We start from the raw sequence: 25841 nt of genomic DNA on the forward strand, positions 1-25841 counted from the left end.
CCACCCACCCACACACGGACGGGACAGTGCGGGGGCGCCGTCGTACCATGCAAACGCGTTAAACCTCGAAGACCGAACCCGCGGCGGGCTCGCCCTGACCCGTATTCGCGGACGCGCGCACCCCGCCTGCAACTCGACGCGGGGCACCCGCCCCGGCGTGCGGCGTCGTCGTCCGGGGACATCCCCCCCGGACGGGCGAACGGCATGGACTACCCTCGACTCATGCCCTCCGACACCTCCGGCTCCGCCGCCCGCAAAGCACGCTCCACGCGCCGGGTGACCTGGCCGCTCCGCAGTCGGCAACAGGGCACACCGCACCCCAAGACGCTGGACAACCTCACGGCCAATCTAGGGCAGGTCTCGACCGTGGCAGTGCAGCGGTTGAGCACGTCCCTGCCGTGGTTCTCCCAGCTGCGCGCGGACGAACGCTCGGAACTCGGGCTGCTCGCCCAGCGCGGTATCGCGTCCTTCGTGCGGTGGTACGAGAACCCGCAGGAACCCGTGTGGGTGCTGACGGAGATCTTCAAGCAGGCCCCCACGGAACTGACCCGCTCCATCACGCTGCAGAACGCACTGCAGGTGCTGCGCATCGTCGTGGACGTGGTCGAGGAGAAGGTCCCCGAGCTCGCCCAGCACAACGACGAGGTGGCGCTGCGCGAGGCCGTGCTGCGCTTCTCGCGCGAGGTCGCCTTCGCCGCCGCGGACGTCTATGCCAAGGCCGCCGAGAACCGAGGCTCGTGGGATGCGAGGCTGGAATCGCTCGTGGTGGACGGGATCCTGCGCGGCGACCACTCCGACTCCATGCGCTCCAGGGTCTCCGCGCTCGGCTGGACCGACCAGGGTGACGTCACGGTCATGGTGGGCCCCGCGCCCGCCACCACCGGACCCGCCGGTGTGGAACGCATCCGGCGCGCGGCCGGCCGCCATGCCACGGAATGCCTCGTGGCCATCCAGACCGACCGGCTCGTACTCGTGCTCGGCGGGCTCCGAGACCGCATGCGTTCCCTGACCAAGCTCGCGGCGGTGTTCGGTGAGGGGCCGGTGGTCCACGGGCCCGCGGTGTCCTCCGTGTTCGAGGTCAAGGAATCGGCGGATCGCGCCCAGGCAGGATTGCGCGCCGCCGCGGCCTGGCCCCAGGCACCGCATCCCGTCTACTCCGAGGACCTGTGGCCCGAACGCGCCATCAGCGGGGACCCGCTCGCGCTGCGCTCCATGGTGGAGGCCGTGTGGGAACCGCTCTCGGCGTCCTCCACCGGACTCGTGGACACCCTCACCACCTACCTGTGCGTGGGGCACTCGCTCGAGGCCACCGCGCGCGAGCTGTTCGTCCACGCCAACACCGTGCGCTACCGGTTGCGCCGCGTCAGCGACATCACCGGGTGGGACCCCCTGCTGCCCCGGGACGCGTTCGTGCTGCACTGCGCCGTGCTCGCGGGCCGGCTGAACAGTCAGCCATGACATGGTCTTGTAGACCTCCCACAAAGCTCGTCCCCCAGGTTGGTGACACCGACCAGTCCGTGGCGCGGTCCACTCTTGGTGGAATGAACGGGTGATTGCAGTTGTCTGCCCCGGTCAGGGGTCCCAGAAGCCAGGTTTCCTCACCGAGTGGTTGTCCGTTCCCGGAGTGTCCGACCACCTGAGCGAGCTGTCCGACGCCGCCGGGCTGGATCTCACGCACTACGGCACCCAGGCGGACGAGGAGACAATCAAGGACACCGCGGTGGCCCAGCCCCTCATCGTGGCCGCGGGTCTCGTGGCCGGGCGACTGCTCGCGCCGAGCTTGGAGGACCGCTCCGACGTCGTCTTCGCGGGGCACTCCGTCGGTGAGATCACCGCCGCCGCGCTGTCCGGCGTGCTGAGCGAGGCGGACGCCATGCGGTTCGTGCGCGTGCGCGCCACGGAAATGGCCCGCGCAGCCGCCGTCTCCCCCACGGGGATGGCCGCGGTGCTGGGCGGTAAGCCAGACGACGTCGCTCAGGCCATCGCCGCCGTCGGCGCCACCGCCGCGAACGCGAACGGCGGTGGCCAGGTGGTCGCCGCCGGGACGATCGAGCAGCTCGACGCCCTCGCGGAGAACCCTCCGGCGCGGGCAAAGGTCATCAAGCTCAAGGTCGCCGGCGCGTTCCACACCGAGCACATGGCGCCCGCGCTGGAGCCGCTGCGTGAGCTCGTGCCGCAGCTGTCCCCGAACGATCCGGAGCACCCCCTGCTGAGCAATTTCGATGGTGCCCGGGTCGACGGCGGTGCAGCGGCCGTGGACTCGCTCGTGGAGCAGGTCTGCCGCCCGGTGCGGTGGGACGCGTGCATGGAGACCCTGGCCGAGCTGCAGGTCGAGCACATCGTGGAACTGCCGCCGGCCGGGACCCTCGTGGGTCTGGCCAAGCGCGGGCTCAAGGGCGTGCCCGCAACCGCCGTCAACACACCGGAGGACCTGGAGACGGTGCGGAGTATTCTGAGCTGACAAGTGTGCGCACGCACCCGGACAACTCGTGAACTGCACCAGGTAAGGAGTCGGCCTCCCGTGGCGACCATCAAACAGAACACCCCCAACGCCCACACACGCATCCTGGGTATCGGCGCCTACCGCCCGTCCGAGATCGTGACCAATGACGACGTCTGTCAGTGGATCGAATCCTCCGACGAGTGGATCGTCAAGCGCACGGGCATCCACACCCGCCACCGTGCCCCGGCGGACGTCACCGTCCTGGAGATGGCCGAGCACTCGGCCCGCGAGGCACTCGAGAGCGCCGGTCTCACGGGTGAGCAGCTGGACACCATCATCGTGTCCACCGTGTCCTTCCCGTACCTCACCCCGTCCCTCGCCGCCCAGCTCGCGGACCGCTTGGGGGCCACACCTGCGGCGGCCTACGACATCTCCGCGGCGTGCGCGGGCTACTGCTACGGCATCGCCCAGGCGGACGCGCTCGTGCGCTCCGGGGATTCCACCAACGTGCTGGTGATCGGCGTGGAAAAGCTCTCCGACGTCATCGACAACACCGAGCGTTCCATCTCCTTCCTGCTCGGCGACGGCGCCGGCGCCGTGGTCATCGGCCCGTCCGACGTCCCGGGGATCGGCCCGTCCGTGTGGGGTTCGGACGGATCCAAGTGGGACGCGATCCGTATGACCCACCCGCTCACCGACATCCGCACGGTCGAGAAGGGTGGCGAGCGGACCTTCGCCAAGGACCTCGCGGACCCGGAGACCGGTGAGATGCGCCCGGACGCCACCATGTGGCCCACCCTGCGCCAGGACGGACCCACGGTCTTCCGGTGGGCCTCGTGGGAGGGAGCCCGCGTGGCCAAGGAAGCCCTCGAGGCCTCCGGGCTCGAGCCCGAGGACCTCGCGGCATTCGTGCCCCATCAGGCGAACATGCGCATCATCGATCAGATGGCCAAGGTGCTCAAGCTGCCCGACTCCGTGATCATCGCCCGGGACATCGCAGAGGCCGGTAACACCTCCGCGGCGTCCATCCCGCTGGCCACCCACCGCTTGCTCGCGGAGCATCCGGAACTGTCCGGGAAGCCCTCCCTGCAGATCGGTTTCGGGGCGGGTCTCGTGTACGGCGCCCAAGTGGTGCTGCTGCCCTGATCCCACCCGTGGCGTGCCGTAGGGTTAGACCGCACACCTCTTGTCCACGGACCGTTCGAGCACTCGGGCGGTCCGCACGGTAGTTCTCCCGAACCCCGTGCTCACCCAGTAAGGTCGCGCACCGCGACTATAAGGAAAGGAAGCCGATATGGCGAGCAAAGACGAAATCCTGGCCGGCCTGGCAGAAATCGTGAACGAAGAGACCGGCCTCGAGACCGACGCCGTGCAGCTCGACAAGTCCTTCACCGAGGATCTGGACATCGACTCCATCTCCATGATGACCATCGTGGTCAACGCCGAGGAGAAGTTCGACGTCACTATCCCGGACGAAGAGGTCAAGAACCTGAAGACCGTCGAGGACGCCGTCAACTTCATCGACAACGCCCAGGACTGATCCCCGGGTGTCAGGTGACGTGCCCTCCAGCGCGAGCGGGGCACGTCACCTCACGTCACACCAGGCGGCCGACCGAGCAAGCCCTGGAACATCTGCGACCCCGGACACGAGGAAGTGCACAACATGTCCCGCAAAGTAGTCGTCACCGGCCTGGGTGCCATCACTCCCATCGGTGAGAACGTCCAGGAGACCTGGCAGAACGCCCTCAAGGGTGTCTCCGGTGTCCACGCTCTGGAACAGGAGTGGGTGGAGAAGTACGACCTCCCTGTGCGCATCGGCGCCACCTCCCCCAAGCCGTCTGAGGATGCCGTGTCCCGGGTGCAGGCCAAGCGTCTGGACCCCTCCGGTCAGCTGTCCGTGGCAGCGGCTCGTGAGGCGTGGACGGACGCCGGTTTCTCCGGCGCCGACGCCGACTCGAGCGACGAGTTGGACCCCACCCGCGTGGGCGTGGCGTTCGGTACCGGTATCGGCGGTGTGTGGACCCTCCTGGATGCGTGGGACACCCTGCTCGCCAAGGGGCCCCGCCGCGTCAAGCCCATGACCGTGCCCATGCTCATGCCCAACGGCAATGCGTCCTCGGTGAGCATGGAGTTCAAGGCCCGCGCGTGCGCGATCACCCCGGTCTCCGCGTGTGCATCCGGCACCGAGGCGTTCTTCCAGGGTCTGAATCTGATCCGCTCGGGCAAGGCGGACGTGGTGATCGTGGGCGGCGCCGAGAGTGCGATCCACCCCATGACCATTGCCGCGTTCAACTCCATGCAGGCCCTGTCCCGGCGCAACGACGATCCGCAGCGCGCCTCCCGCCCGTTCGACGTGGACCGCGACGGGTTCGTCATGGGTGAGGGTGCCGGTGCCGTGGTGCTCGAGTCCGAGGAGCACGCGAAGGCCCGCGGCGCGCGGATCTACGCCGAACTGGCGGGTGCGGGTCTCAGTGCCGACGCCCACCACATCACCGCTCCCGCCACCGGGGATGAGGGCGGACCCGCCCGCGCGCTGCGTGAGGCCATGGAGTCCGGGGACATCGCCCCCTCGGACATCAAGCACGTCAACGCGCACGCGACCTCTACCCCCGTGGGCGACATCCCCGAGGCCGGCGCACTGCGCTGCGCATTCGGGTCCGCCGTGGACGACATGGCCGTGTCCGCGACCAAGTCCATGATGGGTCACCTGCTCGGTGGTTCCGGAGCCGTGGAGGGTGTGCTCACCGTCCTGGCCCTATCCGAGCGCAAGGCCCCGTGCACCATCAACCTGGAGAACCAGGACCCCCGGATCGATTTGGACGTGGTGACCACCGCCCGGAATCTCCCCGGTGGGGACATGGTCGCGATCTCCAACTCGTTCGGTTTCGGCGGGCACAACTCGGTGGCGGCGTTCCGCTCCCTGTAGCGGGCGCCCACCCCGGCGACGAACCCCGGTGGCCCACCCTGTGGAGGTGGGACACCGGGGTTCGTTCGTGCTCCGCAACGGATTCGGAGCGAGAGTTCTGAGGTCGGAAACTTGTAGGTACGGGTAGCACCCATCGGGGGTCCCCGGGTAGATCACCCACCACGTCACGCCGCATCGGTAACGCCTTTCCGGGGCGAGCCGCGTCATCCGGCGGGTCTACCGGCGGGCGGGCTATCTGGCGGGGGTCATCCGACGCGATGCAGCCACCGCACGGGTGCGCCCTCGGCGGCGTGACGGAACGGTTCCAACTCCTCGTCCCAAGCCTCCCCCAGCGCCAGGGAGAGCTCCGCGACCACGGCGGAGGGGTCCCCACCGGAGGCCTCGAACGCGAACCGGATCCGGTCCTCGCTCACGCAGATGTTCCCGGCGACGTCCGTGGTCGCGTGGAAGATCCCCAGATCCGGCGTGAAGGACCACCGGGAGCCGTCGTTACCGCGGCTCGCGTTCTCGGTCACCTCGAACCTCACCCGCCCCAGGGTCCGGAGCGCGGAGGCGAGCAGCGCCCCCGTGCCTGCGCGGCCGGACCACTCGAGTTCGGTGCGCACGCAACCGGGCTCGGCGTTCTGCGGTGTCCACTGTAGATCCGTGCGCTGTCGCGAGACGGATTCCAGAGCCCACTGGATGTGGGGGCACAGCGCCTGCGGCGCGGAGTGCACGTACAGCACACCCCGCGTGGTGGGTGAAGACATAGCCTGTTCCTCCGTTGTGTAGGTACGTCTTCCCCAACGTCCTGCTCGGAGGCCCCGGTCTATGTGTTTCGGCGCCCGTATGAAGTTGTCCGGTCGGTGTTCGGCGACCTGATGTACACACCCTCGCGGATTCGAGGCCGCGGGGGTGGCTCATTCCGTTTCATTGTCCAGCAGGGCTACTCACCGGTCAACCCGAATCACTGCTCGCGCTGAAATGTCAAGCTCGCGGATGCGCTTGGGAGTAGGCACGTTTGAGCCGCTCCACGGACACATGGGTGTAGATCTGGGTGGTGGCCACGCTCGCGTGCCCCAGCACTTCCTGCACGGTGCGCAGGTCCGCTCCCCCGTCCAGCAAGTGGGTCGCAGCGCTGTGCCGCAGGCTGTGCGGCCCACGGGCGGTGGTCTCCGGAATGGTCTCCAACGCACGGGCCACGACCCTGCGGGCCACCCGGGCGTCGATCCGGGCACCGCGGGCCCCGACGAAGACGGCGTCACCCGCTTCGGGTGCCGCGAGCTCCGCGCGCCGATGTCCCCACAGGGCCAGCGCCTCCCCCGCGCTCTCCCCGTACGGGACCCGGCGTTGTTTGTTGCCCTTGCCCGTGACCGTGAGGACGTGGTTCACGGCGTCCACGTGGGACCCGTCGAGGGACACGAGCTCGCTGATCCGAGCGCCCGTGGCGTAGAGCAGTTCGAGCAGTGCCCAGTCGCGCGCCGCGAGCGCTGCCGCGTGAGCGTCGTCGTGCCCGCCGAGGGCGACGTCCCCGAGGTCGTCGAGCATGTCGTTGAGTGCCGTGGCGCCCACGACGTCCGGGAGGTGCTTGGCGGGGCGCGGCCCGCGCAACCCCGCGGCCGGGTCGTGACGCAGCCCCTGGGTGTCCACGGCCCAGCGGAAGAACGTGTGCACGGCCGCGATCCCCCGGGACAGGGAACTACGGGCGAGTCCTCGGTGGTGGCGCTGGGCGAGCCAGCCGCGCAGGGTGTCCCGGTCCAGCAGGTCCATGGCGTCGATCCCGTGGTCCCGCATCCAGTGCGAGAGGTCCGAGACGTCGTTGACGTAGGAGCGCACGGTGTGGTGGCTGCGGGACCGCTCGAGGCTCAGGTACGCCCGGAACTGCGGGAGGTAGGCCTCGAGCGGCCCGGGCGGGGTATCCTTCGCCCCTGCTGCCGGTGTCCCCTGCGCGCCCGACGACGCCGCGTGCTCAGGTTCCCGTTCGACCGTCCGGTCTTTTACTGCGCCCATGCGGCGAGCCTACCCGCCGCCATCCGAGCAGCGAGTCCGCGGCCAGTCCGGCGTCACGGAGCCTTACGAGACCCGTGAGCACCTCCCCCGGGCTCAACCCGGACACCGCGCACAGGTGGGACGGGTCCGCGTCGGTGCGCAGGGGCAGCGCGTCGAACAAGCGCAACAACGTGGGATCCAGGCCGTCCTCGGGGCGCTCGTCACGGGTACTCGCCGCCCGGTGTGCATCCTGGGCCACCGCATTGCCCAGGGGCTCCACGAGTTCCAGGAGCTCGGCGGCATTGCTCACGAGCACCGCGTGATCGTCGCGGATGAGGCGATGGCAGCCCGCCGATCCTCCCACGAGAACGTCCCCCGGGACCGCGGCGACCTCCCGCGAGAGCCCCGCTGCGTGGCGTGCGGTGTTGAGCGATCCGGAACGCCACGCCGCCTCCGTGACCACCGTGGCTCGCGTGAGGGCCGCGATGATGCGGTTGCGCTGCAGGAACCGGTAGCGCGCGGGAGCACAGCCCAGGGGGACCTCACTCAGCACCACTGACCGCTGCGTGATGTGATGCAGCAGGTCCGCGTTGCCCGCCGGGTAGAACCGATCCACACCGCACGCCAGAACGGCGATCGTGGCCCCATCCTCGGTGCCTGCTTCAAGGGCGGCCGTGTGCGCCACGGCGTCGATCCCGTACGCGCCGCCCGAGACCACACACCAGTGGGCAGCGGCCAGTTCATGGGCCATCTGTCGGGTCACCGCGGCCCCGTAACCGCTCGCGTTGCGTGCGCCCACAACGGCCACACTGCGATCCAGCCGGGACAGCGCCTCGCGATGACCCCGGCCCCACAGGACCAGCGGGCGCTGCAGGCCCAGGTCGTCGAGCTGCGCGGGCCACCCCGGATCCTCCGGGATGAGTGTCCACGCACCGATCTGTTCGGCGTGCCGGGCATCCACGCGGGGCTCCGGGACGGGCAGCCGCGAGCGCCAGGCCGCGAACCGTTTGAGGAGATTCGGGACCGACGAGTCCGGGGCCAGCTCCTCGGTGGCCTTGCGATAAACGGAACACAGAGCGGGACTGGGGGCCTGCAATTCCACGATGCTGCGCCACAACAGTTCAGGGCCTAGGGCTGCCAGCAGGATCAAGCCCGCGGTGTCGCCGGGTTCGATGATGCGCGATAAGCGCACGCGGCACGCCCGGACGGCGTGGTATGGATCGCCAGGGGTGCCGACCGCGGCAGTGTCCCCCGCTGTTGCCCCTAGATCCGTCATATTGCCGCGGCGGTCCGGCCCGGCGGGGTGGTGCTCTGTCGAGCTGCCGTAGCTTTCAGACCCGGCGGGGTGGTGTTCCGTCATGTCGTCACCGTCGTCTTGAAGTAGAGGGCCAGCTGCACGTGCTCGGGGCTGGGAACCGTGGCCCCGGCCAGATCCGCCAGGGTCCAGGCAACACGCAACACCTTCACGAATCCACGGGCCGTCAGGGTCTTGTTGTCCATGGCGGCCTTGAGCGGTAGCACGGATCGAGTGCCCGGTGACAGGGTACGATGCAACAGTGAACCGGGAACCGCGCTGTTCAGTCGGCACCCCCAGCGGCGCAGCCGCTCCTCCTGGGCGGCCCGGGCGGTCGCAACCCGCTCCGCGACGGCTGCGCTGTCCTCGGGGGTCCGGCCGTGGCCCCCGCTGAGCTCGTGGTAGGTCACGGCGGGGACCCGCAATTGCAGATCCACACGGTCGAGCAGGGGCCCGGACAGTTTGCCGAAATACCTGCGGCGCTGCACCGCCGTGCATGTGCATGCCTGGTCCGTGCCGCCCGCGTTGCCACACGCACACGGATTCGCCGCCAGGACCAATTGGAAATGCGCGGGATAGTGGGCCACGGATTGTGCCCGGGCGATCGTGACCGTTCCCGATTCGAGCGGTTGCCGCAGGGCGTCCAGCACCCGGCGGTCGAACTCAGGGGCCTCGTCCAGGAACAATACGCCCCGGTGCGCCAGGGAAATGGCCCCGGGCCGTGGCATCCCGCTGCCTCCGCCACACAGCGCGGGCATGGTGATGCTGTGGTGTGGGGCCTGGAACGGGGGCCGCCGTATGAGAGACGAACACACGTCGTCGCCTCGCAGCGAATGCACGGACGTGACCTCCAGGGAGTCATCGTCCGCGAGGTCCGGCAGGATCCCCGGCAACCGTTCCGCGAGCATCGTCTTGCCCGCTCCCGGTGGACCCACCATTAGGAGATGATGTCCACCGGCGGCGGCGATCTCGAGCGCTTGACGCCCTTCGACCTGCCCCACCACGTCCCGCAGGTCTGGCACGGCCGTTCCGTCCGGCTCCTGCGGGTTCCCGCCGTCCGGCGCGCTCTCGGCCCGTGACGACGTCGCACGGGCCAGCAACGTAGGATCCGCTCCGTGGGCGACGAGCAGCTGCGACAGGTGGGCGGCGGAACTCACGTCCGCGCCGGCCACCAGCTCGGCCTCCGCCCGATTGGCTTCGGCGACGACCACTCGGGGATACCCCGCCCGCACCGCTGCCAACACGGCGGGCAGGACACCGCGCACCGGACGCAGGGAACCGTCCAGACCGAGCTCGGCGTAGAACACCGTGTCCGGCGGCACCCGCACCACCCCCTGGGCGCTGAGCACCGCCATCACAACCGCGACGTCGAAGTGCGACCCCCGCTTGGGGAGCGTGGCCGGGGAGAGGTTCACCGTGATCTTGCGCGGTGCGAGGGCGGCCCCGGCATGGCGCGCGGCCGAACGGATCCGTTCCTTGGACTCGTTCACCGCTTGATCGGGCAGGCCGATGATCGTGAACGCCGGCAGTGACTGGCCGATGTCCGCCTCAACCTCCACCACGTGCCCCGCCAACCCGACCAGCGCCACACTGCGGCTGCGCGCGAACCCGTTCACGAGCCACGTCCGGACCATGGGTTGGCGCTGCACGTCACCGAATCTCGAATCATGGGTCCAGAGTTCCCGCCCGGGCCGCCGGGCCCTAGCACAGCCCAGCAGTGTGCAGCCCAGATGCCGCGGCCCGAATGCGGAAATGAACTGGCCAGACGGGCGAGGCACGACCCGAGAGACCCGGTGGAACACGATCACCCGCGGAGGCCCCTAACAGCGCCGGCACGGCGGACCCGTGACCCGGCCGGGCGCAGCAGACTACTTCGCGAGGCGCCCCTGAACAAAACCGTGTACCGGGGCGAATCCCAACGAACGGCCCACTAGAGAGCAGCGGGCGCGGGGTCCTCCAGGGGCACGGGGACGGCAATTGCCGGGTCCGTGTCCTCGACGGGCAGCACGTCGGTGGGAACCGACACCGGCACCACGGAGACGGCGCTGTCGGGAAGCTCCGTGACCGGGGCTCCGGCCCGCAGTTCCAGGTTCATGGGACCGAGCTATAGGTCCTGCGACTCCGCCGGGGCTGCGGGCTCCAGGGATCCCGGGCCCGGAATCCCCGGATCCGGGTCCACGGGGTCCGGGATCACCGGTGCTGGCACCGTGGGCACCGTGGGCACCGAGACGATGGGATCGGTCACCGCCGGGTGGGGCGAGACGGAGGTGTCGGGCGCGGGTACCGGCGGGATCGGGATCGTGGGCGCCGGGCTCGGAGGCACGGGACCGCCCGGATCGGGATTCACCGGCGGGATCCCTCCCGGATCCGGGAGAACGGGCGCTCCGGGGTCCGGAACCGCGGGTGCACCCGGATCCTCGGGCACCTGAGGGGTGTCCGCGGTGGGCGATGCCGAGGGTTCGGGGACGTCCGGAGCGGGGACACCGGGAGCAGCCGATTCCGCGGGGGCATCGGGGCTCGCACTCTCCCTGGCGCCGTCCGATCCATTCCCGCTGCCCGATTGTCCGCCGCCCGCGGGCCCGTTGCCGCTCGGGGTGTCATCGGTGTCCTCGGGCTGGGCACGCACGGGGGTGACTTCCCGGTTACCGATGGAGGGGATCAGCTCGAGACTCTCGAAGCTCTCTGGAACACGGGAGATGTCCCCCACGAGGATGTTCGTACCGCGTTCGCCCGCGGCGATGTCCCCCGCGGCGGTCCGGTCCGCCTCCTCGATGCGATTCTTGAGGTGCCGGGCCTCGTGCTCGGTCAGTGGCGACCCGTCATGGGCGCGGTACTGGTCCCCGGACGTCCGGGGCCGCCACCGGTCCAGGGCTCGTGAGACGTTCTCCAGTTGGTAGGACCCGCCGTCGGAGGCCTTGAGGATCATGCGACTCACCGACACGGGGGAATCTCCCCGTTCGTTGTCGATCTCCACGGTGGCGTACGTCGCGCGTTTGACGCGGGCATCCTTGCGCAGTTCGTCGAGTTCAGGATCGGGGATCTCCCGCGCGGGGAGCGTGATGCGCACGGACGCCCCGTTGGGGAGGTTCGCCCGGAAGATCCCGGCATGCAGACCCCGGTCACCCGCGGCTGAGGTGGCACACGCGGAGGCGTCGGATCCGGCGGGCGGCTCCTCGTCCGCGCACGAGACGAGCATCAGCGAGGCGGCCGCGGCCAATGCCGTGGCCGACAACACGTGAGGAAGCCACGCCGGACTCTTCATGCGTCCCCCGATCGCCGAGCCTTTGTACTCATCCCACAAAATACCGTGGCACGGGGAGGGGGAAATTCATAATGCTCTCGGTGACGACCCGGAGTGTGACTCCCCGGTGGAGGTCGGCGGCGAACGGGCCCCGTGGCACGGATCGCGCGGATGCCTCACAACCAGCCGAGGGAGCCTATGCGTTCCACGCGCGGGGTACCGCCGCGGGGCCAGTGGACCGCCACGACGTCCACGCCGGGGATCTCGACAGCCCTGTGTTCCCTGGCCCAGGCGCGCGCGAGGACGTGCAGTCGCCGCAGCTTCTCCCACCCCACGGCCTCCGCGGGATGTCCGAAGTCCCCGCCCGAGCGCGTCTTGACCTCGAACACGGTCACGGTTCCCTGTCGCTCGGCGACGACGTCCAGCTCACCGCGGGGTGCCCCGGGCCCAACGGCGGGGCGCCAGTTCCGGTCCAGGATCCGCCAGCCCGAACGCTGCAACAGGTCCGCGATCAGTTCCTCCCCCGCCCTCCCCACGCTCACATGGGCCGCGACCGGGGCGTCGGGCGGGGCGGTGTCGGGCGGAGCGGTGCCCGGACGACCGGAATTGCGTGGCACATGGGCAGAAGTGGAAGTCGTCATGGACCCACTGTGATGCGCGACGACACTCCTGGCCATGGCCGGGGCGCGCCTGTGCAGGGCGGATCCGTCCAGGACGCGCTATGGGCCTTCGAGTACCAGGCCCCCACCTCACCTGCGAAGGAATGCGGGTGACCAGCGGACTACCGCGCGCCAAGGTTCCAGCTGAGCCGGTGCTGCGGCGTGGTGCCGTGTTCGAGCAGCGCCGCGCGATGCACAGCACTGCCGTAGCCCTTGTTGGACTCCCACGCGTACGCGGGGAACTCGCGGCCGAGCGAGACCATGAGTTCGTCGCGCTCCACTTTCGCCAGGATTGACGCGGCCGCCACGCTGACACAGTGCGCATCGGCCCGGACGAATGTGCGCACGACCGGCGGCAACGCGGCGTCGTCGGCGTCCTGCCCCAGCACCGGGGGTGCGTCCAGCCAGTTGTGGGAACCGTCCAGGATCAAGGCATCGACGCGCGTGCCGTGTGCGGCCACGGTGGCCAGTGCCCGGAGCCCGGCCAAGCGCAGCGCGGCGGTGACACCGAACTGGTCGATCTCGCGCGGTTGCGCGTGCCCCACCGCGGTGCCCACGGCCCACGCCGCGATCGTGCGCGCGAGGGCCGCACGCCGCGCTGGACTCAGGGCCTTGGAGTCACGCACGCCGTGCCACGGCGGCGGGTCCGACGGCGCTCCCCCGGTCATCCGTTCGAGGTCCAGGACCGCGAGGCCCACGCTCGCGGGGCCCGCGAGGGCTCCCCGGCCCACCTCGTCCATTCCGGCCACGAAGCGGTGCCCGGCGCGCGCGAGTTCCGTTTCCAGTTCGAGCGTGGGCACGGTGCGCGGCGTCGCGGGGCTCACTGCCCGCCGGCCGCGGGGACGTCCTGGAACACCTCGGCGGGGTTGTGCAGGAACTGGAAGCGATCGAGCGGCCACGCGATCACGAACGCGGTGCCCACGACGTCGTCCTCGCTCACGAACCCGGTGCCGGTGGCGATGTGGTAGCGGGAATCGGCGGAGGCGTTGCGGTGGTCACCCAGCACGAACAGCTTGCCGTCGGGCACGGTGACGTCGAACGAGATGTCGGACGGCGCTGCCCCGGGGTACAAGTAGGGCTCATCGAGCGCCTCGCCGTTGACCGTGACCCGCCCGGACGCGTCGCAGCACGTCACGTGATCCCCGCCCACGCCGATCACGCGCTTGACCAGGGCCTGCTGGCTGCTGTCGGGGATCAGGCCCACGAACTCGAGCGCGCCGCGCACGGGGTTGGCCGCGGTCCGGGGCGCCTCGGGCAGCCAACCCTGGGTGTCCTCGAAGACCACGATGTCGCCGCGGTCGATGTTGCCCGTGCGGCCGTCCAGCACGTTGACGAAGATCCGGTCGTTGAGTTCCAGGGTCTGTTCCATGGACCCGGAGGGGATGAAGAAGCCGCGGATCAGGAAGGTCTTGACCAGGAACGCGATGAGGAGCGCGAGGGCCACCACGATCAGGATCTCCTTGACCGCGCCCCACCCGGTCGTGGGCTCCTTGGCGCCCCGGCGGCCGCGGCGCCGTGCGCCGGATTCGCTCGCCCGCGCGTCCCGGGGTGCCGCCGCGCCGCCGGGGTCGCGCTGCGGTGCGGGCTCACCCGGTCCGCGAACGCCCTCGACACCTGATCCATGCTGCTCAGCCACTACGCATTCCTCTTCTCGGGTCCCACGGACACGGTTGCGTGTTCGCGCGCGGAAGCTTGCTCGGCGACGTCGCTCGCGCCCGGGATGCCGCCCGCGCGGGGGGTGGGCGGGGCGGGGCGGAGCACCGAGACCGTCACTCCCGCAGTGTACGGGCACGCTCCGGGGGCCACACGACACGCTCGGCGGTGCCCACGATGCGTTCGGTGCGGATCAGGCCGCCGCCCGGCGAGCCCAGCAGCGATCGGGAGTCCACGGACACGCTGCGGTGGTCACCCATGAGCCACACCCGTCCTTCGGGCACGTGCACCGTGAACGGGATCCGGGACGGCTCGTCCCCGGGGAAGACGTAGTCCTCGTGTTGTGGCCGGCCGTTGACGGTGACCAGTCCGTCCGCGGTGCAGCAGGACACTGTGTCCCCTGCGACCCCGATGACCCGCTTGACGTACGCGGTGTCTGAACCGGTGACGCCCAGCCAGCGGCCCAGGGTGTGGGCGACCTGCTGGTGCCACGGGTCCGTCGAGTGCAGCGGGTCCAGGGAACCGCGGCCGTCGAAGACCACCAGCTCGCCCCGAGCGACGTCGTTCCCCGAGACGAGTTTGTCCACCAGCACCCGGTCCCCGCCCTGGAGCGTGGGCTCCATGGAATCGGAACCGACCCAGTAGACGTCCGCCACGAAACCGCGCACGACCGAGGCCAGGACGAAGGCCGTGAGCAGGGCGATGGCCACGACCCACAACCACCACCGGCGCGTGGAAACGGGCCGTTTCACGGCGGAGGACCCGGCAGATGCCGGGCCCTCCGCGTGTTCCGTGTGCTGTGGCACCCGGTGAGTCTTACTTGCTCGATGCGCTCGAGTCGCGCTTCTCGCGGATGCGAGCAGCCTTACCGTGACGATCGCGCATGTAGTACAACTTGGCACGGCGCACGTCGCCGCGGCTCACGAGCTCGATCTTCTCGATGATCGGGGAGTGCACCGGGAAGGTACGCTCCACGCCCACACCGAAGCTGACCTTGCGCACGGTGAAGGTCTCGCGCACGCCGGAGCCCTGACGGCCCACGACGAAGCCCTTGAACACCTGAACACGGGAGCGGTTGCCTTCCACGATGTTCACGTGCACGTTGAGGGTGTCACCGGCACGGAAGTCCGGGACGTCGTTGCGCAGCGACTTGGCATCAAGCTGGTCAAGAATTTTCATGACATAACTCCTCGTGATCGCCGCAGGTCTCCCACGTGTGGTCCGCGTGTCACCCCGCGCGGGGTGGCATCGCTCCAGGATCCGGGACGAAACTTGGGATGGCCGTGCCGGGTGGTGCGTCGTTGGTCGCTCTCCCCCCTGCGGCAGGGGCGTGCCCGACGCACACACAGCGCTCTATTATGCCATATCCGGCGTGCCTTCCGCGGCCGCGTGCCCGCCGTCACGGCGCCACGATCCACCCGTCACGTGGAAGCCGGTCTCGGCGAGCACCGCGAGGTCCGCCCTGTCCAGCTGTGCGGGGTCCAGGGCCAGGATCATGTCCGGGCGGCGCTGCGCGGTGCGTGAGAGTTGCTGGTCCCGCCGCCACCGTTCGATCCGCCCGTGGTGACCGGACAGCAGGATCTCGGGCACGGCCCGCTCCCGCCACACCGCGGGTTTCGTGTACACGGGGTACTCGAGCAGCCCGCCCGTGTGGGACTCCTCGGCCAGTGATTCCGGATTGCCGATCACGCCGGGGATCAACCGCGTCACGGCCTCGACCATGGCGAGCACTGCGACCTCTCCCCCGTTGAGCACGTAGTCGCCCAGACTCAGGGGGCGCACCCGCACCTCGGTCCGAGCGTTGTCGATGAAGCGCTCGTCGATCCCCTCGTAGCGCCCGCACGCGAAGATCAGGTGCTCCTCCGCTGCCAGTTCGTACGCGATCCGCTGCGTGAACACCTCCCCCGCCGGGGACGGGACCACGAGCACGGGTGCCGCGGAGTGTTTCCCAACGGTGAAGGACGACGTTGCGGCACCCGGCTCTGTGGTCTGCGCAGGGTTCGTCACGACAGCCGGTACCGCGGTCTCCGGGGCCTCCGGTGCGGTCCGAGCGGACGACGACGCCGCGGCGTCGCCCCCTGCGCGCACCACCGACTCGAGGGCGAGCGTCCATGGCTCGGGCTTCATGACCATGCCCGCGCCCCCGCCGTAGGGGGTGTCGTCCACGGTGCGGTGCCGGTCGGTGGTGAAGTCGCGGGGATCGGTGACCGCGAGGTGGAGGACCCCGTCCGTGACGGCCTTACCGATCAGTGACAGGTTGAGGGGCTGCAGGTACTCGGGGAAGATGCTCAGCACGTCGATGCGCACGGTTTACTCCGCTTCCGCGAGCTCGAGCAGGCCCGGGGGCGGGCTCACCAGCACGACACCCGCGTCCAGGTCCACCTCGGGGACGATTTCTTCCACGAACGGGATGAGCACGGGCCGCCCGCCGCCGTCCGGGGTGATCTCCAACAGGTCCTGGGCGACACCCTGGATCAGCGCCTTGACCGTCCCGATCCGGGCGTCGTCCCGTGTGATGTCCACCGCCGTGAGACCCAGCAGGTCGTCCTGGTGCCATTCGTCGTCGTCGAGCTCGAGGTCCGCGGCCTCCGCGAACAGTTCGAGACCCCGCGCGGCCTCCGCCGCGTTGCGGTCCTCGATCTCCTCGAAACGCGCCACCAGCACGTTCTTGTTCCACCGGGAACCGCTCACGGTCACGTGCTCGAGCTGCGGGGAGCCGGCCCCGGCCGGTGCATTGCCCTCGCCCCTGCCCCGCTCACGGGCGGGCTGCACCTCGAGCACGGAGCCCGGGGCGAACCGCGCCCGCGGGTCGTCCGTGAACAACTCCACCGTGACTTCTCCCCGCACCCCGTGCGGTTTACCGATCCGGGCTACCCGAACGCTCATGGCATCTCCTCGTGGCGACTCGTGCTGTGTGGGGCCCGCACGCTACCGCGCGGGCAACGACCACGGCCCCCGCTCCTCGGTGCGAGGAACGGGGGCCGTGATACGTGTGTTCGCGTCAGCGACGCCGGTCGGTGTCGACCACGTCCACGCGAACGTTCTCGCCGGAAGCCAGTGCCGAGACCACGGTGCGCAGGGCCTTGGCCGTGCGTCCCGATCGCCCGATCACGCGACCCAGATCGTCCGGGTGCACTCGCACCTCGAGCGTCTGACCGCGCCGGCCGTCGCGGGAGCGCACCGACACGTCGTCGGGGCTGTCCACGATGCCACGGACCAGGTGCTCGAGCGCTTCGGCGAGCATGCTCACTCTGCCTTCTCGGCGTCGTCCTCCGTGGCCGCGGTCTCCTCGGCGGGAGCTTCCTCGGCCTTGTCGGCCTTGGCGGTGATGGCCTCGGGGATGATCACGGAACCGTTGTCCGGGGCCACGAACTCCGCCTTGGCCTCGGGCTGCTTGAGGGTGCCCTCGGCGCCCGGCTCACCCTTGAACTTCTGCCAGTCACCGGTGATCTTCATGAGGGACAGCACGGCCTCGGAGGGCTGCGCACCGACACCGAGCCAGTACTGCACGCGATCCGACACCAGGTTGATGTACGAGGGGTGCTCGGTGGGCTGGTACACACCGACCTCTTCGATCACGCGACCGTCGCGCTTCTTGCGGGAATCCACGACGACCACGCGGTAACGAGGGTCACGCATCTTACCCATACGCTTGAGACGAATCTTGACTGCCACTTGTGTGGTTACTCCTGTTTCGAATGGAATCGGACATCGCACACACCTGCCCGTGGGGCGGGCCGTGAGTAGATTTCCTGTGGACGCGACAGCACGCGCGGTGAGAGGGTCCGCACGGGTCGAGTACCCGACCATTGTGCCATACGTGTCAAACCGCGGGCGGTCGGGGCGAACGCGTCAGCGGTTCTTGCGTGCGCGCACCGAGGCCCACAGGGCGGCTTGGAGGGCGGCATCCGTGAACAGCGCCGCCGACGCCGAACCGAGCACGGCGGCACGGCGTCCCCCGCGGGCTGCGAGACCCGCGAGCCCTGCGCCGAGGGCGATCTCCGCTCCCCCGATCGCGAGCAGCAGTCCCGGCCTGCGCACGTAGGCCCGCTGGATCCGGGACAGCACGTCCCCGCCGCTAGGCTCCACGCTCGCGGCGGCCAGCATGGACAGACCCAGGGGCCGGGGCTCGAAGTCCGTGACACCGTCGACCTCGTGCAGCTCGCGCTGGGACTCCACGAGCTTCGCGGCCACGGTGGGTAGGCCGAGCAGCTGCAGGACGGATTCCAGTAGCAGCCCCGAGCTGGGCGTGCGCGCGTAGTTCTCGAGCCGGGCCGTGGCGGCGGCGTCCAGCTCGGTCAGGGACGCGATGAACTCCACCGTGGTCAGCATGCGGGCCTCGGCGGTGCCCGCGGCGGGCGACGACGCGGCGTCGTCCGCGCCCGCGGCGCTGGCGGTATCGGGGGCACCGCTGAAATCCAGAGCGCCGTTCGTGTCCTGCGCGTCACGCGCGGGCTGGGCCGTGGGCACCGGGCTCGCCTGCCCCCGGAGCGCTTCGAGGACGAGGTCGGTCGCGGACTCCGCGGGTTCCCAGCGCAGCGTGGAATCGTCCGCGATCCGCGCGAACTGGGCACTCCACGACTCACGAGCGTTCAACGAGTTCACGGGTGGGTAGATCCGCAGGCTGCGGCTCTCCCCGTCCGAGGAGATCAGGACGGCCATCGCGTCAGGGTCCGCGGCCGCAGCGAGGGCCCCGGGGTCCAACTCGTCCGGGACCAGCACGACTGACCAGCCGTTGCGCGCGAGCGCCGTGAACCTGGTCCCCAGAGCGGTGGCGATGAACGGCAACTGCGGGGCGTCCGCGTGCACGATCAGCGCGGTGCGCGGCGCGGCACTCATGCGCGCCGGCCGCCGTCCATGACGCGTTCGACCACGGTCCCGGAGCGCAAGGCCTCCAGAGCCGCGCGGATGTGCTGCGCCAGGCCGGAGCTCAGCACGGTCTCGAGCTCCTCGGGGGCCACCCACCGGTACGAGAGCAGTTCCTCCTCCTGCACCGTGATGGGCGTGTCGGAGGGAATTTGCCCGCCGTCGTAGAGGAAGGACACGGAGTCCCCCCACATGCCCATGCCCACGCCGTGGCTCACCGCGAGCAGCCGCCCGCCCTCGAGGTGCAGGCCGACCTCCTCCACCACTTCGCGGAAGCACCCGGTGCGGGGATCCTCCCCCGCCTCCACGGTGCCGCCGGGCAGGGTCCAGTCGTCCTTGTAATTGGGTTCGACCGTGAGCACGCGACCGCTCTCGTCCCGGATGATCGCGGCGGACGCGAGCCGCCGGGTGGGCAGCGACGCGATGAAGCTGCGCAGTTCGTCGTCGGGGAGGTATGAACCCATGACCGCCTACTTTCCGAGGAATTTCTCGAAGCCCTTGGGCAGGTTCAGCGACTCGGCGTCCAGGTCCTTGCCCTGGGCACCGAACGCGCTGCCCGGCGCCGCCGGCTTCTGACCGGAGGCGAGGGCCGCGTTCTCCTGCGCGCGCTTGGCGGGGTTGCCGGAGCGCGAGCTCTTCTTCTTGGATTTGCCCTTCTTGGCAGCACCCCCGCCGGCGCCGCCCATCCCGGGGATGCCGCCGGGCATCCCGGGCACGCCTTTGCCCTGCGCCAGGCGCTTCATCATCTTCTGCGCCTGGGCGAAGCGCTCCATGAGCTGGTTGACCTCGGAGACCGAGACGCCGGAACCCTTCGCGATGCGCGCGCGGCGCGAGCCGTTGATGATCTTGGGGGCCACGCGTTCGTGCGGGGTCATGGAGCGCACGATGGCCTCCACGCGGTCGATCTCCCGCTCGTCGAAGTTCTCAAGCTGCTCGCGCATCCCGGCGGCGCCGGGCATCATGGCGAGCATCTTCTTCATGGACCCCATCTTGCGCAGCTGCTGCATCTGCGCGAGGAAGTCCTCGAAGGTGAAGTCCTCCTGATCGGTGAACTTCTTGGCCATCCGCTCGGCCTCGGTCTTGTCCCACTGTCGCTCGGCCTGCTCGATGAGCGTGAGGACGTCACCCATGTCCAGGATGCGCGAGGCCATCCGGTCCGGGTGGAACTGCTCGAAGTCCCGCACGCCCTCGCCCGTGGACGCGAACATGATGGGCTTGCCGGTCACCGCGCGGACGGACAGGGCCGCGCCGCCGCGGGCGTCGCCGTCAAGCTTGGAGAGCACCACGCCGGTGAAATCCACGCCCTCGTCAAACGCCTTGGCGGTGTTCACGGCGTCCTGACCGATCATTGCGTCGATGACGAACAGGACCTCGTCCGGGTCCACGGCGTCGCGGATGTCGCGCGCCTGGTTCATCAGCGCCTGGTCGATGCCCAGGCGTCCGGCGGTGTCGACGATCACGACGTCGTAGAGCTTGGAGCGGGCGAAGTCGACGCCGTCGCGGGCCACCTTCACGGGATCCCCCGTGGGGTCGTCGAACTCCGAGGTGGCGCCGGGCTCGGGGGCGAACACGGGTACCCCGGCGCGCTGACCCACGACCTGCAGCTGGGTGACGGCATTGGGCCGCTGCAGGTCGGAGGCCACGAGCACGGGCTTGTGGCCCTGGTCCGTGAGCCACTTGCCAAGCTTGCCGGCCAAGGTGGTTTTGCCCGCACCCTGCAGGCCCGCGAGCATGATCACTGTGGGCCCGGTCTTGGCGAGGTTGATCCGCCGGGTCTCGCCGCCGAGGACGTTCTGCAGCTCCTCGTTGACGATCTTCACGACCTGCTGGCCGGGGTTCAGCGCCTCCGAGACCTCCGCGCCGAGCGCGCGCTCCTTGACGATCGCCGTGAACTCCCGGACCACGGGCACGGCCACGTCCGCCTCCAGCAGGGCCCGGCGGATCTCCCGGACGGTGGCATCGACATCGGCCTCCGAGAGCCGGCCCTTGCCGCGCAGGTTCTTGAAGGTCGCTGTGAGCCGGTCGGACAGTGAATTGAACACGGGGTGGTCGCTGCTTTCGTCTGACAACGGATGAATTCAGTGTCCCAGGTTAGCAAGCGAAGCCCCGCCCGGTCGCCCGGACGGGGCCTGTGCCGACGACGTCGCGCGCGACCTCAGAGCGCGACGTCACCCAGTTCGCCGGTGCTCACGCGCACGGTGTTCTCTACGGGAGTGACCCACACCTTGCCGTCCCCGGGTTCGCCCGTGCGTGCGGAGGTCACGATGACGTCCACGAGGTCCTGGACCTCGCCATCCTCCACGACCGTCTCGATGCGCACCTTCTCGAGGAGGTCCACCGTGTACTCGGCACCGCGGTAGACCTCACGGTGCCCGCGCTGGCGGCCGTAGCCGTGGACGGTCAGCACGGTCATGCCCTGCACGCCGTATCTCTCCAGGGCGTCTTTGACGTCACTGAACTTCTCGGGTCGCACCACTGCGGTGATCAGCTTCACTGGTTGTCTCCTTTGCTGGCGGCGGGCACGGGGGCTTCGGCGGTCCCGGGCAGGGGCCGCGCGGGGGCTTGCCCGGCGAAGTAGCCGGTGGCCTCGTCCTTCAGCGAGTACGCGGACTCCGCGTGCTGGGTGAGGTCCACGCCGATGACCTCGTCCCGGCGGGTGATCCGCAGCCCCATCGTGGCCTTCAGGACGAGCCCGATGACCAGCGTGAGGACGCTGGTGTAGAGCGTCACGAAGAGGGTCGCGGCGAGCTGGGTGCCCAGCAGGCCCCAGCCACCACCGTAGAACAGCCCGGCCCGGCCCTCGGAGGGGATCGCCAGGAAGCCCAGTGCCACGGTGCCGACGATGCCGGAGACCAGGTGCACGCCGCACACGTCCAGCGAGTCGTCCAGGTGGATCCGGTACTTCAGGCCCACGGCGATCGCGGAGCACGCACCGGCCACGGCGGAGAGCAGGATCGCGCCGAGCGGGGTCACGTTGGCGCACGCCGGGGTGATGGCCACGAGCCCGGCGACGACGCCCGACGCCGCACCCAGCGACGTCGCGTGCCCGTCCCGGATGCGCTCGGTGAGCAGCCAGGCCAGCATGGCCGCAGCCGGGGCCACGAGCGTGTTGGTCCAGATCAGGGCGGCCTGCTCCACGGTGGTTGCGGCGCCGGCGTTGAAGCCGAACCAGCCGAACCACAGGATGGCCGAGCCGAGCATCACGAGCGGCAGGTTGTGCGGGCGCTGGCCCGAGTCGCGGCCGAAGCCGCGGCGGGCGCCGATGAGCAGGATGAGCACCAGCGCCGCGATACCCGCGTTGATGTGCACGGCGAGCCCGCCGGCGAAGTCGATCGGCTCGCCGAAGATCCGGCCCAGGGCGCCGTCCTCGGAGAACAGCCCGTCACCCCACACCATGTACGCGAGGGGGAAGTAGACCAGGGTGACCCACACGAGCGTGAAGACCACCCACGTGCCGAACCGGGTGCGGTCCGCGATCGCGCCGGAGATCAGGGCCACGGTGATGATCGCGAACGTCACGGAGAAGTCTGAGGACAGCAGGTCCTCGGTGCCCATCAGGCCGTGCAGACCGAAGTGCGCGAACGGATCCGCGCTGAGGCCGCCCAGCACCGGGTCCCCGGCGAGCATGGAACCGCCCCACAGCACCCACACGACGCCCACCACGCCGAGCGCGGCGAAGCTCATCATCATCATGTTCAGCACACCCTTGGCGCGGGTCATGCCTCCGTAGAACAGTGCAAGTCCGGGGGTCATGAAGAACACCAACCCCGCGGCCACCACGGTCCACACGTGTCCGGCGGTCAACTCCACCCGGATCACCTCGTCCCTGTCTCGTGTCGGCACAGCCTTTGCACCTCTTGCACACAGTCAACGGGGCGGGTGTTACCGCGACGGCGCGGGTTCGTGACGCCGGTGTTTCACGTCACGTCCGCGTGTGACGATCGTGTTAACTCCTCAGGTGCCGGTGTCGATGCCGGTTCCAGTGCAGTGGCAGGGGCCAGTGCAAGTGCCGGTGCCCCGACGACGGCGCCCGCTCCCCCTAGGGGGGGGGCGGGCGCCGTCGGCATCGCGAGAGGGAGCAGGTTCAGTCGATGATCGCGTCCACGAACTGCTCGGCGTTGAAGGGTGCGAGGTCGTCCGGGCCCTCGCCGAGACCGATCAGCTTGACGGGCACGCCCAGGCCGCGCTGGATGGCGACCACGATCCCTCCCTTGGCGGTGCCGTCAAGCTTGGTGAGCACGATGCCCGTGATGTCCACGGCCTGCGCGAAGACCTTGGCCTGGGTCATGCCGTTCTGCCCGGTGGTCGCGTCGATCACGAGCAGCACCTCGTCCACCTCGGCGGCCTTCTCGATCACGCGCTTGACCTTGCCGAGCTGGTCCATCAGACCGGCCTTGTTCTGCAGCCGGCCAGCGGTGTCCACGAGGACCACATCCGCCTCTTGGTCGATGCCGGCCTTGACGGCATCGAACGCGACCGAGGCGGGGTCCGCGCCCTCCTGCTCGGAGCGCACCGTGGGCACGCCCACGCGGGCTCCCCAGGTCTCGAGCTGGTCAGCGGCGGCCGCGCGGAACGTGTCCGCCGCGCCGAGCAGGACGTCCTTGTCCTCGGCCACGAGCACGCGCGCGAGCTTGCCGACCGTGGTGGTCTTGCCCACGCCGTTGACACCCACCACCAGGACCACCGCGGGCTTGCCCGGGGCGGACTCGGTGCGCAGGGAACGGTCCAGGGTGGGGTCCACGAGCGCGAGCATTTCTTCACGCAACAGGGACTTCAAGTGCGCGGGGTCCTTGGTGCCCTCGACCCGCACGCGCTTCTTGAGGTTCTCCACGAGCTCGAGGGACGCGTCCGTGCCGAGGTCCGCCATGAGCAGCGTGTCCTCGATCTCGTCCCACGTGTCCTGATCGATGCGTTCGCGGGACAGCAAGACCAGCAGACCCTTGCCGAGCATGGTGTTGGACTTGGCCAGCCGTCCGCGCAACCGGGCCAGGCGCCCGCGGGCGGACTCCGGGCGTTCGAGGGTGCTGACCGGTCTGTCCTCGACGAGGGTGTCGCCCTCGGTCTCCGGGACGTCGTCCAGGTCCCGGGTGTCCGTGTAACCTCCCCGCGGTGCCTTGGGTCGGCGCAGCAGCAGGATGCCGAACACCACGAGCAGCACCACCACCACCGCGGCGACAATGAGTATCCACATCAGGTCAGTCGTGATCACCCTCCTAATGTCCCATAAACTGCAGGGCGTGTCCCGCCCGCCTCCCCCGACGACGCGCGCGCTGGTGCGGCGGCATCGGACGACGCCGCCGGAAAACCCGCGCCGCGCGGCAGGGTCCCCGAGCCCATCAAGGTCCTGATCGCTGCGGCCTTCGTGATCGCTCTGGGCTACGGGATCGTGGCGCCCGTGCTGCCGCAGTTCGCGGCCAGTTTCGGCGTGGGCGTGGCCGCGGCCTCCGCCGTGATCAGCGCGTTCGCCCTGTGCCGGCTCGTCTTCGCCCCCGCGAGCGGTGCGGTGGTCAACAAGTTGGGTGAGCGGCCCACGTACCTGATCGGGTTGCTCGTGGTGGCCCTGTCCTCGGCCGCGACCGCCTTCGCGCAGACCTATTGGCAATTGCTGATCTTCCGCGGTCTCGGGGGCATCGGGTCCACGATGTTCACGGTGTCCGCGATGGGCCTGATCGTGAGGTTGGCCCCGCCCACCATGCGCGGGCGGGTCTCCGGGTACTACGCGACCGCGTTCCTGCTGGGCGGCATCCTGGGGCCCGTGCTCGGCGGACTGCTCGCGGGTCTCGGGATGCACGCCCCGTTCCTGATCTACGCCGGCGCTCTGCTGGTCGCCGTGCTCGTGGTGTACCTGCGGCTGAAGGACGAGACGATCGGCGCCAGACGCACCGGCCGGGCCCAGCCGCCCATGCGCGTCCGCGAAGCACTCGACGCCGGAGCGTACCGTGCCGCGCTCGTGTCCAGCTTCTCCACGGGCTGGACGGCCATGGGCGTACGCGTGGCCCTGGTCCCTCTCCTGGCCGTCCAGGTGGTCGGTGAGGGTCCGGCCGTCGCCGGGCTCGCCCTGGCACTGTTCGCCGTGGGCAACGCCGCGGCCTTGACCGTCACGGGGCGGCTCACCGACCGCGTGGGGCGCAAACCGCTCGTGCTCACGGGCCTGCTCGTGTGCGGCCTCGCGACCATTGGGGTGGGGCTGAGCACGTCCGTGGTGGCGTTCGCCGTACTGTCCCTGCTCTCCGGGGTGGGCTCCGGAACCCTCAACCCGGGGCAGCAAGCCGCCGTGGCGGATGTCATCGGCCCGGATCGAGCGGGCGGCAGAGTACTGTCCCGGTACCAGATGTGCGCGGACGCGGGCCAGATCGCCGGCCCCGTGCTCGCGGGCGCGCTCGCGGACGCCGCCGGTTTCGGCTGGGCCTTTGGGATCTCGGGAGCGCTCATGCTCCTCGCCGCCGTCGCGTGGCTTCCGGTCAGGGACACCCTGCCCCCGGAGTCACGCACCCAGGGCCCCAGGGCCCCGCCCCCCGACGGAAGTGAGCTCCCGTGGCCGCAACCGAGCGACGTCGTCCCCGTTCCACGGCGGTACTCTTCATGGTCGTTTTCGTGTCGATGTTCGTCGCGAACGCGATCCTCACGGAGCTACGGGACCGCGGGATCATCACCACGCCGGTGCTCGTGCTCGCCATGGTGTTCCGTCCCTGACACCGGAAGTGGCCCCGGAGCGGATCCGGGAAACCCTCTCCCATCCCGATACCGAGTTGACTTCTGACGGCACCACGCTGACCGCGAGGATCGGGAGT

The 25841-nt window shown here is 69.9% G+C and carries 26 protein-coding genes and 1 pseudogene; 6 read left to right on the forward strand and 21 right to left on the reverse strand.

The genetic code is table 11. The features are described 5' to 3' along the window. Window positions 1–222 precede the first annotated feature (222 nt). From J1M36_RS02545 to J1M36_RS02565, 5 genes are all read left to right on the forward strand, one after another. A complete protein-coding gene (locus J1M36_RS02545) occupies window positions 223–1458 on the forward strand; it encodes a CdaR family transcriptional regulator (RefSeq protein ID WP_064846116.1) in 1236 nt (411 codons plus the stop codon). A 91-nt stretch (window positions 1459–1549) separates the two neighbouring features. After that, window positions 1550–2461 (forward strand): ACP S-malonyltransferase, encoded by a 912-nt coding sequence (locus J1M36_RS02550; RefSeq protein WP_098056136.1) that lies wholly within the window; start codon window positions 1550–1552, stop codon window positions 2459–2461. Between the two features lie 60 nt (window positions 2462–2521). Beyond that, window positions 2522–3589, forward strand: a complete 1068-nt coding sequence (locus J1M36_RS02555; RefSeq protein WP_064846118.1) for a beta-ketoacyl-ACP synthase III — start codon at window positions 2522–2524, stop codon at window positions 3587–3589. 148 nt (window positions 3590–3737) lie between these two features. Then, a complete protein-coding gene (locus J1M36_RS02560) occupies window positions 3738–3983 on the forward strand; it encodes an acyl carrier protein (protein ID WP_035964527.1) in 246 nt (81 codons plus the stop codon). Between the two features lie 123 nt (window positions 3984–4106). Continuing rightward, window positions 4107–5369 carry a beta-ketoacyl synthase gene (locus J1M36_RS02565; protein WP_064846119.1) on the forward strand — a complete coding sequence of 421 codons (1263 nt, stop codon included), beginning with the start codon at window positions 4107–4109 and terminating at the stop codon, window positions 5367–5369. A 245-nt stretch (window positions 5370–5614) separates the two neighbouring features. Here J1M36_RS02565 and J1M36_RS02570 read toward each other — a convergent pair whose 3' ends face one another. The 21 genes from J1M36_RS02570 to ftsY all read right to left on the reverse strand — a co-directional run bounded on the left by J1M36_RS02570 (window position 5615) and on the right by ftsY (window position 24241). Continuing rightward, window positions 5615–6118, reverse strand: a complete 504-nt coding sequence (locus J1M36_RS02570; protein WP_085106278.1) for a DUF3145 domain-containing protein — start codon at window positions 6116–6118, stop codon at window positions 5615–5617. Between the two features lie 217 nt (window positions 6119–6335). Then, window positions 6336–7358: a tyrosine recombinase XerC gene (locus tag J1M36_RS02575; RefSeq protein WP_206478599.1), complete on the reverse strand. Its 1023-nt coding sequence runs from the start codon at window positions 7356–7358 to the stop codon at window positions 6336–6338. Beyond that, window positions 7318–8487 (reverse strand): DNA-processing protein DprA, encoded by a 1170-nt coding sequence (gene dprA / locus J1M36_RS02580; protein WP_274606011.1) that lies wholly within the window; start codon window positions 8485–8487, stop codon window positions 7318–7320. The genes J1M36_RS02575 and dprA overlap by 41 nt, the downstream gene beginning before the upstream one ends. 206 nt (window positions 8488–8693) lie before the next feature. Further along, window positions 8694–10265, reverse strand: a complete 1572-nt coding sequence (locus J1M36_RS02585) for a YifB family Mg chelatase-like AAA ATPase (protein WP_064846122.1) — start codon at window positions 10263–10265, stop codon at window positions 8694–8696. 296 nt (window positions 10266–10561) lie between these two features. Beyond that, window positions 10562–10726 carry a hypothetical protein gene (locus J1M36_RS02590; protein WP_193519836.1) on the reverse strand — a complete coding sequence of 55 codons (165 nt, stop codon included), beginning with the start codon at window positions 10724–10726 and terminating at the stop codon, window positions 10562–10564. Window positions 10727–10735: 9 nt separating this feature from the next. Further along, window positions 10736–11893, reverse strand: coding sequence for a hypothetical protein (locus tag J1M36_RS02595; RefSeq protein ID WP_193519837.1), 1158 nt, complete (start codon window positions 11891–11893; stop codon window positions 10736–10738). A 155-nt stretch (window positions 11894–12048) separates the two neighbouring features. Continuing rightward, window positions 12049–12513: a YraN family protein gene (locus J1M36_RS02600; RefSeq protein WP_206478600.1), complete on the reverse strand. Its 465-nt coding sequence runs from the start codon at window positions 12511–12513 to the stop codon at window positions 12049–12051. Between the two features lie 140 nt (window positions 12514–12653). Continuing rightward, window positions 12654–13331: a ribonuclease HII gene (locus tag J1M36_RS02605; RefSeq protein WP_318281424.1), complete on the reverse strand. Its 678-nt coding sequence runs from the start codon at window positions 13329–13331 to the stop codon at window positions 12654–12656. Window positions 13332–13351: 20 nt separating this feature from the next. Further along, window positions 13352–14167: a signal peptidase I gene (gene lepB, locus J1M36_RS02610; protein WP_193519840.1), complete on the reverse strand. Its 816-nt coding sequence runs from the start codon at window positions 14165–14167 to the stop codon at window positions 13352–13354. Window positions 14168–14300: 133 nt separating this feature from the next. Beyond that, window positions 14301–14990 (reverse strand): signal peptidase I, encoded by a 690-nt coding sequence (gene lepB, locus J1M36_RS02615; RefSeq protein ID WP_167318393.1) that lies wholly within the window; start codon window positions 14988–14990, stop codon window positions 14301–14303. A 10-nt stretch (window positions 14991–15000) separates the two neighbouring features. Next, window positions 15001–15363, reverse strand: a complete 363-nt coding sequence (gene rplS, locus J1M36_RS02620) for a 50S ribosomal protein L19 (RefSeq protein WP_206478601.1) — start codon at window positions 15361–15363, stop codon at window positions 15001–15003. Between the two features lie 177 nt (window positions 15364–15540). Beyond that, a complete protein-coding gene (trmD, locus tag J1M36_RS02625) occupies window positions 15541–16491 on the reverse strand; it encodes a tRNA (guanosine(37)-N1)-methyltransferase TrmD (RefSeq protein WP_206478602.1) in 951 nt (316 codons plus the stop codon). 3 nt (window positions 16492–16494) lie between these two features. Continuing rightward, a complete protein-coding gene (gene rimM, locus J1M36_RS02630) occupies window positions 16495–17070 on the reverse strand; it encodes a ribosome maturation factor RimM (RefSeq protein ID WP_206478603.1) in 576 nt (191 codons plus the stop codon). Window positions 17071–17185: 115 nt separating this feature from the next. Then, window positions 17186–17428 carry an RNA-binding protein gene (locus J1M36_RS02635; RefSeq protein ID WP_035964545.1) on the reverse strand — a complete coding sequence of 81 codons (243 nt, stop codon included), beginning with the start codon at window positions 17426–17428 and terminating at the stop codon, window positions 17186–17188. 2 nt (window positions 17429–17430) lie between these two features. Beyond that, window positions 17431–17859: a 30S ribosomal protein S16 gene (gene rpsP, locus J1M36_RS02640; RefSeq protein ID WP_064846130.1), complete on the reverse strand. Its 429-nt coding sequence runs from the start codon at window positions 17857–17859 to the stop codon at window positions 17431–17433. Between the two features lie 177 nt (window positions 17860–18036). After that, window positions 18037–19023, reverse strand: a complete 987-nt coding sequence (locus J1M36_RS02645) for a hypothetical protein (RefSeq protein WP_206478604.1) — start codon at window positions 19021–19023, stop codon at window positions 18037–18039. Continuing rightward, window positions 19020–19514: an NUDIX hydrolase gene (locus tag J1M36_RS02650; RefSeq protein ID WP_064846132.1), complete on the reverse strand. Its 495-nt coding sequence runs from the start codon at window positions 19512–19514 to the stop codon at window positions 19020–19022. Before J1M36_RS02650 ends, J1M36_RS02645 begins: the two co-directional genes overlap by 4 nt. Before the next feature lie 6 nt (window positions 19515–19520). Next, on the reverse strand, window positions 19521–21092 hold the full coding sequence (gene ffh, locus J1M36_RS02655) for a signal recognition particle protein (protein ID WP_064846133.1): 1572 nt from the start codon (window positions 21090–21092) through the stop codon (window positions 19521–19523). A gap of 113 nt (window positions 21093–21205) precedes the next feature. Continuing rightward, a complete protein-coding gene (locus J1M36_RS02660) occupies window positions 21206–21544 on the reverse strand; it encodes a P-II family nitrogen regulator (RefSeq protein ID WP_064846134.1) in 339 nt (112 codons plus the stop codon). After that, on the reverse strand, window positions 21541–22860 hold the full coding sequence (locus J1M36_RS02665; protein ID WP_342358276.1) for an ammonium transporter: 1320 nt from the start codon (window positions 22858–22860) through the stop codon (window positions 21541–21543). Before J1M36_RS02665 ends, J1M36_RS02660 begins: the two co-directional genes overlap by 4 nt. A 274-nt stretch (window positions 22861–23134) precedes the next feature. Further along, entirely contained in the window at window positions 23135–24241 is a 1107-nt protein-coding gene (ftsY, locus tag J1M36_RS02670; RefSeq protein WP_186317185.1) for a signal recognition particle-docking protein FtsY, read from the reverse strand. A 141-nt stretch (window positions 24242–24382) separates the two neighbouring features. Here ftsY and J1M36_RS02675 point away from each other — a divergent pair. Beyond that, window positions 24383–25810, forward strand: a pseudogene (locus tag J1M36_RS02675) (MFS transporter); the annotation flags it as partial. Between the last annotated feature and the right edge of the window lie 31 nt (window positions 25811–25841).

It is taken from the genome of Kocuria sp. KRD140 (assembly GCF_017168375.1).
GTDB lineage: Bacteria > Actinomycetota > Actinomycetes > Actinomycetales > Micrococcaceae > Kocuria > Kocuria marina.